Genomic DNA, 10152 nt, shown 5'->3' with positions numbered 1-10152 from the left:
GTGGTTGGAGCCTTTCCGTAACCATCAAGTGGTAGGAGGAATGAACCAATCCACAGTATCTCCAAACAGTATAGCATACAGACCTTGGAGAGGGTCTATAAACACTACTACTATATAATACGAGGAGTAATGGATCATGCAGAAGTTTGTATATGAATATGCCACAAAGGTTTATTTTGGAGAGGGAGCAGCAAAAGAGCACCTGGCAGCGGCTGTGTCCGCTTACGGCCCTCATGTGATGCTGGCTTACGGCGGCGGTTCCGTGAAGAAGAACGGCATCTACGATGAGGTGAAATCCATCCTGGAAGGGGCGGGCAAAGAGGTGACAGATTTTTCCGGCATCATGTCCAATCCTACCTACGCCAAAGTGCAGGAAGGAGCGCAGCTTGCAAAGAAGGAACACATTGACTTTATCCTGGCAGTGGGCGGCGGCTCTGTCATTGACTGCTGCAAGATCGTGGCAGCCCAGGCAAAGACAGACAAGGACCTCTGGGAGATGGAGATGACAGACCATCAGTTCCCTTCAGAGGTGATTCCCATGGGCGCCATTGTCACCGCTTCCGGCACAGGCGCTGAGATGAACGGCGGCGCAGTCATCACCAACGAGGAGAAGGTGATCAAGGCTGGAATGGCGGCTGCGGCTCCCAGGTTTGCTATCCTGGACCCGGCCTACACCATGTCCGTGCCCAGAATGCAGGTGATCTCCGGAGCCTTCGACACACTGAGCCACGCCATGGAGACCTATTTTGGAAATTCAGACGCAGACAATGTATCTGACGATGTGGCCCTGGCTGTCATGAGAAATACAGTGGTAAACATGAAGCGGCTGATGGGAAATATAGACGATATCCAGGCAAGGGGCAATCTCATGTGGGACTCCGCCATGGCGGAAAACGGCATTCTGAAGGTGGGAAGAGTAACGGATTTCCAGTGCCACCAGATGGAGCACCAGCTTGGAGCCTACACAGACTGTAATCACGGACAGGGACTGGCAGTGATCCACCCGGCTTACTACCGCCATATCGCAAAAGATGCGGAGGAGAAATTTGCCAGGCTCGGCCAGGAAGTCTTTGGCGTGGACACAGCGGAAAAAGCCGTTGAGGCGATGGCAGACTTTATCAGAGAGTGCGGCCTTCCGACAAAGATGAGTGAACTGCGGTCGAAAACAGAGATCACGCCGGAGCTTTTAAGAAATGTGGCGGATAGCTGCAATATTATCAAAAGCAATCCAAGAGAGCTGAGCCACGATGAGATCTACGATATTCTGATGGAGTGCATGTAAAGAAAAAGATAAGGATCGGAAGATTGGCAAAGATACACAGGCCGTATCTTTGCCAATTTACTTAAAGAGGTGAAAGAATATATGAAGACATGGCTGATCACAGGCTGCGGGAAATCCGGGACTGGATGGAAGTGAGCCGGAGCGCAGACTACAGATGAGCGGCCGGTCAGATAAAAAAGGAGAGATGATGATGGTACAGGCAGATACAAGGATCGTGGATGTGATCCGGCAGATGCAGGAGCAGAGGAAACAGGACCGCCAGATTTTCTATGATATTTACTCTCAGCAGGAGAAACGGCAGGACCCAGAGAAAAAGGACACAGGTCTTTTCTTCTTCCGGGGAGAGAAGAAGGCGCCTTTTGCTGTGGTCTGCGCAGGAGGCGGCTTTTACTATGTGGGCTCCGTTCACGAGAGCTTTCCCCACGCCCTGGAGCTGAGCCGCCAGGGATACAATGCCTTTGCCCTGCAGTACAGGACAGGGGGAGCGGAGGTCGCCTGTGAGGATCTGGCGGCGGCCATCAGCTTTATCTTTTCACATGCACAAGAGCTGGGGGTCAGCACGGACTGCTATTCCCTCTGGGGCGGTTCCGCTGGAGCCAGAATGGCCGCGTACCTTGGCTCCTACGGTCCGGCCCGGTTCGGCGGGGATGACCTGCCAGGGCCCGGAGCCGTGATCATGCAGTACACGGGACACACGGATTACACGGAAAATGATCCCCCTACCTACGCCTGCGTGGGGGAGAACGATGGAATCGCAAACTGGCGGACCATGGAGGAGCGGATTGAAAACCTGGACGCCGCCGGGATCCGGACGGAATTTCATCACTACCCGGATCTGCAGCACGGCTTTGGACTTGGCATCGGCACCTCTGCGGAGGGCTGGATCAATGATGCTATTGCTTTCTGGCAGGCGCAGATAGATGAGAGTTAGAGGAGGAAGGGTTCCATATGAACAACTTTATATATGAAAATAAGACAAAGGTCTACTTTGGCCAGGGGTGCGTGAAGGAATTCCTCACCTGCCTTGTGAAAGACTGCGACACGGTCATGATGGCCTACGGCCAGGGGTCTGTCAAGCGAAACGGGATCTACGACGAAGTGCTGAGCATCCTTATGAAGGCGGGGAAGAACATAGTGGAATTTCCGGGCATCATGCCCAATCCCACCTACGGGAAAGTCATGGAGGGCGTCCGGCTTGCCAGAGAGGGGCAGGTACAGATGATCCTGGGTATCGGGGGCGGCTCTGTCATGGACTGTGCCAAGGCTGTGGCGCTGGCAGCAGGATGCAGGGGCGACGCCTGGGAGAACTACTGGGCGAGAAAAGGCATCATTGATTTTGACCCCATCCCCACAGGTATGATCCCCACCACGGCGGGGACAGGAAGCGAGTGCAACGGGGCGACTGTCATTACCCACGAAAAGCGGAAGATAAAGACAGGGTACGACTACCCGAAGTGCAGCCCCAGGTTTGCCCTCATGGATCCCGTCTACACCTACAGCGTACCGAAGGAACAGATGGTGGCGGGGGTATTTGACAGCCTCTCCCATATCATGGAGACCTATTTCAGCGAGCCGGACGAGCAGAATGTGTCTGATGAGCTGGCCGAGGCGCTGATGCGCAATATCATAAGGAATATGCGCATGGCGGTGGAAAATCCCCGGGATTACACAGCCAGAAGCAACCTTCTGTGGGACTCCACCCTGTCCGAGAACCGGCTTATCAAACTGGGGAAAAAGTGCGATTTCGCCTGTCACCTCATGGAGCACCAGCTTGGAGCCTACACGGACTGTGGACACGGCCAGGGGATGGCGGTGCTGCACCCGTCCTACTACCGCCATATATACAGGGACGGGCTTTCCCACCACTCTGCGGCAGCTTGGGATCAAGGATCAGAAGCAGCTTAAGAGCATTGCGGACTCCTGCCGTTTTTCACCGGGAGGCTACCGGAAAATACTGCCGGGGGAGATACTGGAGATTTTTAAAGAGTGTTTTTAAGAAAGGGAATACTATTTTTCTGCATATCAAAAGGTGCCACTCATATAATAGTGGCACCTTCGATTTAAATTGAATAGCAAGCTGGGCGGCGTATCCAGCATCTCAGGTACTCTTGCGAGTGTGTCGGGAGCCTTTCCGACCTTTGCAATTCAATTTATTGTATGCTTATTATAGATAAAATATGTTTATTTGTCAAATTTGATTAACCGCCCATTTTTTAGACCATGCTGAAGTTTTCCGTCAGTGATGGTGTGCAGTGTGGCTACATAGAGGTAATTTTTTTTGATATCCAGTTTAATTCCTATCTGGATATTTTCATTGAGCACTTTTACCAGTTCAAAGCTTTTAACATTTTCGTTTGGATTAACCCCAATATAGTCCGGAGAAGCTATGATATCGGGGATCATCGGCAAATATGGCAGACATTCGGGATGCCGCTTTTCGATATGCTTTTTTAGGCCGGAAGACTGATAAATAAAGTCCTGTGTAAATGAAAAAGGAAGATATTCGTTGAATTTCAGATTAAAAGAATGTATGGGAAATATACGATCTGTCACTATGCACCTTCTTTCCTGTCGGCTATAGTCACATAATGTTCTGGTTCAATCAGTTTATCATATAAAAGGATGCTGGTCCAGCATTTTATTTTCATCCTACATACCTGGACAGAACAAAAAATTTAAGAATTCTTAAATAATTTGCCAACATTATTTAAAAAAAATTCCAGTATAGTATAGTCATCATACAAAAGGCGGCAGGGCCGGGAGCAGATAAGACCCCGGACAGGGGCAGGGGGAGGAAAAGAAGATGACTATGCAAAATTTTGTCATGAAGAAAAAAGAGGCACAGGATTACCTTATTTCAGAGAAAAACGCCACAGTGGAGATCCGGGACGGGTTCAACCCAAACCTGGTGGTACAGCGCTATGTGGAGAGCGGAAAAATCATCATCTACATCCCGGAAGGATGGCAGAAAAAGATCACAGTGGAAGTAAGCAGTGGAACGGTCTGCTGCCACCAGAAGGAGCCCTGCCCGGGCCTTAAGATTTCTGTGAAAAAGGGAGCAGTCCTTGGCGGCGAAGCTGCCAGGTGACAGGTTTTTACATTTTCCGTAATTTGTCTATACAGATTTTTTATATTGGGTATGGCGGGACGGTGCCGGGTCTGGTATAAAAGAAAATGTACAGAAACGCGGAAAATGGGAGGTTATAGTTTGAATATCTTAGTCACTCTTGATCAGAATTATTTTCCTCAGCTCCAGGTCATGCTCACATCCTTGAAGATGAACAATCCGGGCGAGCAATTTTCCCTGTATCTGCTCCACAATCACCTGCCGGAGCCGATGCTGGAGGCAGTGGACAAATGGTGCGGGCAGGCGGGATACGGCTTTTTCCCGGTACAGATGGATGAGGAGCTGTTCCGGAGCGCCCCGGCCAGCAGCAGATACCCGGTGGAGATGTACTATCGTCTGCTGGCAGCCTGGATGCTGCCGGAGGACCTGGACCGGATGATCTACCTGGACCCGGATACACTGGTCATCAACCCCTTGCGTCCTCTCTGGGAGACGAACATGACAGGCTGGCTCTTCGGGGCGGCGGCCCACACAGGAAAAACAGAATTTGCAAACGATATGAACAGGCTCCGGCTGCGAGTGGAGCACGACTATTATAATTCTGGTGTGCTGCTGATGGATCTGAAGCTGGGACGGCAGGAGATCCTCCCGGAGAAAATCTTTCAGCATGTGGAGGAGCACCGCATGGAGCTGGTTCTCCCGGACCAGGACCTCTTAAACGCACTCTACGGGGAGCGGATCTTTCCTCTGGACGATGCCCTCTGGAACTACGACGCCCGGAATTACAACAACTATCTGATGCGCAGCTCTGGAAAATGTAATGTAAAATGGGTGATGGAAAACACCGGCATCCTGCACTTCTGCGGCAAGGCAAAACCGTGGAAGCCGGGCTATATCTATCGCTTCGGTATGCTGTACCAGCATTATATGCAGCTTGCCATGCGTGACTGGGGGCAGGAAGGGTAAGGCGGCATTTACCTTGAAGTTAATACTGCGAAACTAAACGAGTCTTCTTAGGAGGACTCGTTTTTTCTATAATAAAACCGTAAAACCAGTTCAGATGGAAAAGGAAAGGACAGTGAAAATATGAAAAAGCAAATCGTGACCATACTGATGACCTCAGCCTTAGCCCTTGGGATCACTGCCTGCGGAGCCGGCACAGCGGAAGACCAGGCATCCGGGGATCAGACTTCTTCTGACCAGACGCAGGAGACATCCGATGACCAGGCAGACGCCGGGGAGGATGAGACTGACACCGGGGCGGCCACAGGCTCCTCCAACATTCTTATTGCCTACTTCTCCGTGCCGGAAGATGTGGACACAGAGGGCATTGACGCGGACGCAGGAGCCAGCATTGTGGTAGATGACGGCCAGGTCAAGGGCATTGCCGGTTATGGTAGACAATGAATCGGTCTGGCTCAATAGAAATCAGATGTCGGCATTGTTTGAGCGGGATGTAAAAACGATTGGCAAACACACTAATAATGCGCTGAAAGAGGAACTAGCTGAACAAAATTCAGTTGTCGCAAAATTTGCGACAACTGCTGCGGATAATAAGAAATATATGGTAGAACACTATAATCTGGACGTAATTATATCCGTCGGTTATCGTGTGAAATCCAAACGGGGCGTGGAATTCCGGCGCTGGGCCAACTCCGTATTAAAAGAGTACATAATCAAAGGTTATGCTGTAAATCATAACCGCATGAATCAGTTAAATGAGGTAATACAGGTTATGAAAAGAGTAGAGAGCAGCCTTGACTCAAAACAGGTGCTGACTGTGGTGGAACGATACAGCCATGCGCTGGAACTGTTGGATGCTTACGATCATCAGAATATGACCCGGCCCAAAGGCAGTGAAGCCATCTATGTTCTGACCTATGAGGAATGCAGAAAAGTGATTGACAGTATGAAATTCGGGGAGAGCAGCTCTTTGTTTGGCAACGAAAAAGATGACTCCTTTAAAGGAAGTATCGGGGCGGTCTATCAGAGCTTTGGAGGGGAAGATCTTTATCCGACACTGGAAGAGAAAGCGGCTAATCTGCTGTATTTTGTCACAAAGAATCACAGTTTTTCCGATGGAAATAAACGGATAGCGGCCACCATATTCCTGTGTTTTCTGGATAAAAACGGTGTGCTGTTTCAAAACGGCGGAAAGCTGATCGATGATCATACCCTGGTAGCGCTTACGATCATGATCGCAGAATCGAACCCGGAAGAAAAGGAAATGATGATCAGCGTGATCATGAACTGCCTGCAATAAGATGAAAATAGACACTTCCTCCGAACTGGCTGTTGTTTATGTGACATCTGATATATTATAATGCTCATATCAGTATACTTATTTTCAGACGCTGAAAAAAACGCAAATGAAGAGGCAGAGCAGGCTGGCTTTGCGGAAATGGAGGAAGAAACGGCATGAAGCTGGAGTGGAAGACATGTTTGAAGATTGTAGTCAGTATATTTCTTTTGTATCTGGGTATACGGTACTGGCCGGATGCGGCCCATGTTCTGGCGACAGCCGTGAGCGCCGCCTCGCCGCTGATCGTGGGATGCGGTATTGCCTATTTTGTCAACATTCTTATGCGTTTTTATGAAAGATACTATTTTCCAGGCGCAAAGACCGGACTGGCAGCAAAGAGCCGCAGACCGGTCTGCATGATCGCCGCGTTCCTTACCCTGCTGCTGATCGTGATCCTTCTGATCAACCGGATCGTGCCCGAGCTGATCTCCTGCATCGGAGTCATTATTTCCGGATTGACCAAGGCCATTGATGCCCTGGTTGACATGCTGGCACGCAATCACATCCTCCAGGAGGACATTGCGGAAGCTCTGAACAGTATTGACTGGCGGTCCAAGGTGGGGCAGCTTCTGGATATTCTGACAAACGGCGCCGGCACGGTTGTCAATGCCTTGATCAGCGCGGCCACCTCTGTCTTTTCACAGATCGTCACCACGCTGATCGGTTTTGTCTTTGCCATTTATCTGCTGCTCGGCAAAGACAGACTGGCAGGACAGTGCAGGCGGCTGATGAACCGGTATCTGCCGTCATCCTGGAACCGGAATGTGCTGCATGTGCTGGAGGTGTTAAATGACAGTTTCAGCCGCTACATTGTAGGACAGTGTGTGGAAGCCGTCATTCTCGGGACGCTCTGTACCCTGGGAATGCTGGTTCTGCGCCTGCCCTATGCCACCATGGTGGGGACGCTGATCGCCTTTACCGCGCTGATCCCGGTGGCGGGAGCCTATATCGGGGGAGCTGTGGGCGCTCTGATGGTTTTCTCCGTGTCCCCTGTCAAAGCGCTGATCTTTCTTATATTCCTTGTCATCCTGCAGCAGGTGGAAGGTAATCTGATCTATCCCAGAGTGGTGGGATCTTCCCTGGGATTGCCGGCCATATGGGTGCTGGCGGCTGTCACAGTGGGCGGCGGCATTATGGGAATTGCCGGCATGCTGCTGGGAGTTCCTGTTGCGGCAGCTCTTTACCGCCTGCTGAAAGAGGATGTGAATAAGCCGCAGTCTTCCGATGCTGATAAAAAAGAAGTGGAAGCAGAGCTTCCCCAGGAGGATCTATAAAAATCTTCGAATGGGCATGGTAAGCACCCTCAGAACACTGTAAAAGATGTCTTTCTGTCTCCTTGCGGATGAGCGCATTCAGCTGGGGAGAGTCTGCCCTTGACTGCGAGCGAAAGAAGAGTATAATAATTACACGAAAATAGTTTACAATTAAACGGTTTACCAAGAAACCGTTAAGGGTAATGTGACAGTGAAAAGGAGAGGACGCTTATGAGACAGACTGAGAAAGAACAGAAAGACAGTGAAAAGGGAAAACAGGAGGATAAGGAATTCCTGAGGACAGAGCCTCTGGGAAAACTGCTTCTGAAACTTGCCCTTCCCACAGTGGCGGCGCAGCTTATCAATATGCTTTACAATATTGTTGACAGGATTTACATCGGACATATTCCGGGGATCGGTGCCACGGCGCTCACCGGCGTGGGTGTATGTATGCCTCTGATCATGATCGTGTCTGCTTTTGCGGCTCTGGTAGGATACGGAGGCGCGCCCCGGACCTCTATCTTCATGGGGAAGAAGGATAAGGAGTCGGCAGAAAAGACGCTGGGGAACTGTTTTACCCTGCAGATTGCCATTTCTGTTGTCCTGACGGTGGTGCTGCTGATCTGGAACAGAGATTTCCTTATGGCCTTCGGAGCCAGCGAGAACACCATTACATATGCCACCAGGTACATGAATATCTACGCCCTTGGAACGATCTTTGTGGAAATCACCCTGGGGATGAACGCCTTTATCACGGCCCAGGGATTTGCCAAGACGGGCATGCTCTCTGTGCTGATCGGTGCGGTTACCAATATTATCCTGGATCCCATCTTTATCTTTGGATTTGACATGGACGTACGGGGCGCGGCACTGGCGACCATCATATCCCAGGCGCTCTCCTGCATCTGGGTGGTCAGCTTCCTTTGCGGCAAGAAGACGTTTCTTAGAATAAAGAGAAAAAATCTGGGACTGACGCCCAAGATCATCGGACCCTGTCTGGCTCTGGGAGTTGCCACATTTATCATGCAGGCCAGCGAGAGCATCATCTCTGTGTGCTTTAACAGCTCCCTGCAGAAATACGGCGGGGATATCGCTGTGGGAGCCATGACGATCCTTACAAGCGTCATGCAGTTTGCCATGCTCCCTCTCCAGGGCCTGGGGCAGGGGGCGCAGCCCATTATCAGCTACAATTACGGGGCAGGGGATGCAGGCAGAGTGCGGGCGGCGTTTAAACTCCTTCTGAAGGTCAGCTTTGGATATGCAACGATCCTGTGGGCGCTGGTTATGCTGTTCCCGGGAGCATTTGCCGTCATGTTTACATCGGATCCAGGGCTTGTGGAATACACGAAGACAGCCCTTCGTGTCTACATGGCCGCCATGTTCCTGATGGGCATCCAGATGGCCTGCCAGATGACGTTCAATGCGCTGGGCAAGGCGGTGGAGTCCATTGTAGTTGCCGTCATGAGGAAATTTGTTCTTCTTATCCCGCTTATTTACCTTGTGCCGCAGATTATGAAAGGAAACGAGACGATGGGCGTCTATCTGGCCGAACCTATCGCCGATACCATTGCAGTGACATTTACAGCCATCCTGTTTGCGGTACAGTTTAAGAAGACTATAAAGGGTATCGCGAAAGCATAGGACGAGGATGTATCTATGATAAAAAAAGAAGTGCGAAAACTGTATTTATAAGAGCGAAGATAAGGAATGCAGCCGGCTTGTAAAAGCAGGATATAAAAATGCAAGTATGCGTTAAGGTTATACTATTCTGTCAAATTGGCATTGTACTTTTAGCGGAAAACCTCCTACAATATTACCTGTAAAGAGAATGTATTTTCCATACAGGTAATAGAACAGGAGGTTTTTTGTTATGAGAAAAGATTTTGGAGCCAAACCTTTCTTGTTTCCTCAGCCGGTCATGATCATCGGCACATACGATGAGGAGGGGAAAGCCAATCAACAAGGCATTCACTGTCAGCATGGGCGACGTGGAACATATGACAGCCTGCGATTACGTGGGGCTTGTGTCTGGCAACAAGGAAGAAAACAAGATGGAGAAGGCCGGATTTACCACAACAGAAAGCGCCTTCGTCCATGTGTCTTATCTCAGAACTGGAATAAGACACATTATCCCAGAAGTATTATTATTCCAGAAGAAATGCAGATCTCAGCTTAAAACCTGATGGTACATGTCGTTTTCTCGAATAACAATAGCGTATAATTAACCTCACAGATTATTATAAGGAGG

At 50.1% G+C, this 10152-nt stretch carries 10 protein-coding genes and 2 pseudogenes; 11 read left to right on the top strand and 1 reads right to left on the bottom strand.

Annotation, left to right across the window (positions count from 1 at the left end; translation table 11 throughout):
- Positions 1–136 precede the first annotated feature (136 nt).
- The 3 genes from INF30_RS14305 (at position 137) to INF30_RS14295 (ending at position 3187) form a co-directional block, all read left to right on the top strand.
- Positions 137–1282 (top strand): iron-containing alcohol dehydrogenase, encoded by a 1146-nt coding sequence (locus tag INF30_RS14305; RefSeq protein WP_226395693.1) that lies wholly within the window; start codon positions 137–139, stop codon positions 1280–1282.
- Between the two features lie 154 nt (positions 1283–1436).
- A complete protein-coding gene (locus INF30_RS14300; protein WP_226395692.1) occupies positions 1437–2213 on the top strand; it encodes an alpha/beta hydrolase in 777 nt (258 codons plus the stop codon).
- A 17-nt stretch (positions 2214–2230) separates the two neighbouring features.
- Positions 2231–3187, top strand: a complete 957-nt coding sequence (locus INF30_RS14295) for an iron-containing alcohol dehydrogenase (RefSeq protein ID WP_226395691.1) — start codon at positions 2231–2233, stop codon at positions 3185–3187.
- Positions 3188–3463: 276 nt separating this feature from the next.
- Here the strand turns inward: INF30_RS14295 and INF30_RS14290 are convergent, their stop codons facing one another.
- Positions 3464–3835, bottom strand: coding sequence for a PBECR3 domain-containing polyvalent protein (locus INF30_RS14290; protein WP_226395690.1), 372 nt, complete (start codon positions 3833–3835; stop codon positions 3464–3466).
- Positions 3836–4079: 244 nt separating this feature from the next.
- On the opposite strand from INF30_RS14290, the pseudogene INF30_RS14285 reads away from it, so the two are divergent.
- The 8 genes and pseudogenes from INF30_RS14285 to INF30_RS14250 form a co-directional block, all read left to right on the top strand.
- Positions 4080–4370, top strand: a pseudogene (locus INF30_RS14285) (hypothetical protein); the annotation flags it as partial.
- Positions 4371–4490: 120 nt separating this feature from the next.
- The gene (locus INF30_RS14280) at positions 4491–5315 is read left to right on the top strand and encodes a glycosyltransferase family 8 protein (RefSeq protein WP_226395688.1); all 825 of its coding nucleotides are present in this window, start codon (positions 4491–4493) and stop codon (positions 5313–5315) included.
- 120 nt (positions 5316–5435) lie between these two features.
- Positions 5436–5756: a hypothetical protein gene (locus tag INF30_RS14275; protein WP_226395687.1), complete on the top strand. Its 321-nt coding sequence runs from the start codon at positions 5436–5438 to the stop codon at positions 5754–5756.
- A pseudogene (gene rhuM, locus INF30_RS14875) lies at positions 5713–6051 on the top strand (RhuM family protein); the annotation flags it as partial. The gene INF30_RS14275 and the pseudogene rhuM, both read left to right, overlap by 44 nt.
- Positions 6052–6084: 33 nt before the next feature.
- A complete protein-coding gene (locus tag INF30_RS14265) occupies positions 6085–6612 on the top strand; it encodes a type II toxin-antitoxin system death-on-curing family toxin (protein WP_226395694.1) in 528 nt (175 codons plus the stop codon).
- A gap of 155 nt (positions 6613–6767) precedes the next feature.
- On the top strand, positions 6768–7925 hold the full coding sequence (locus INF30_RS14260) for an AI-2E family transporter (RefSeq protein WP_226395686.1): 1158 nt from the start codon (positions 6768–6770) through the stop codon (positions 7923–7925).
- 210 nt (positions 7926–8135) lie between these two features.
- On the top strand, positions 8136–9545 hold the full coding sequence (locus INF30_RS14255; RefSeq protein ID WP_226395685.1) for an MATE family efflux transporter: 1410 nt from the start codon (positions 8136–8138) through the stop codon (positions 9543–9545).
- Between the two features lie 229 nt (positions 9546–9774).
- Positions 9775–10080 (top strand): hypothetical protein, encoded by a 306-nt coding sequence (locus INF30_RS14250; protein WP_330601350.1) that lies wholly within the window; start codon positions 9775–9777, stop codon positions 10078–10080.
- Positions 10081–10152: the final 72 nt, after the last annotated feature.

The sequence above is a fragment of the Claveliimonas monacensis genome (assembly GCF_014982975.1).
In the GTDB taxonomy this organism is placed as follows: Bacteria; Bacillota; Clostridia; order Lachnospirales; family Lachnospiraceae; genus Claveliimonas; species Claveliimonas monacensis.
This window is presented reverse-complemented; position numbering and strand designations above follow the sequence as displayed.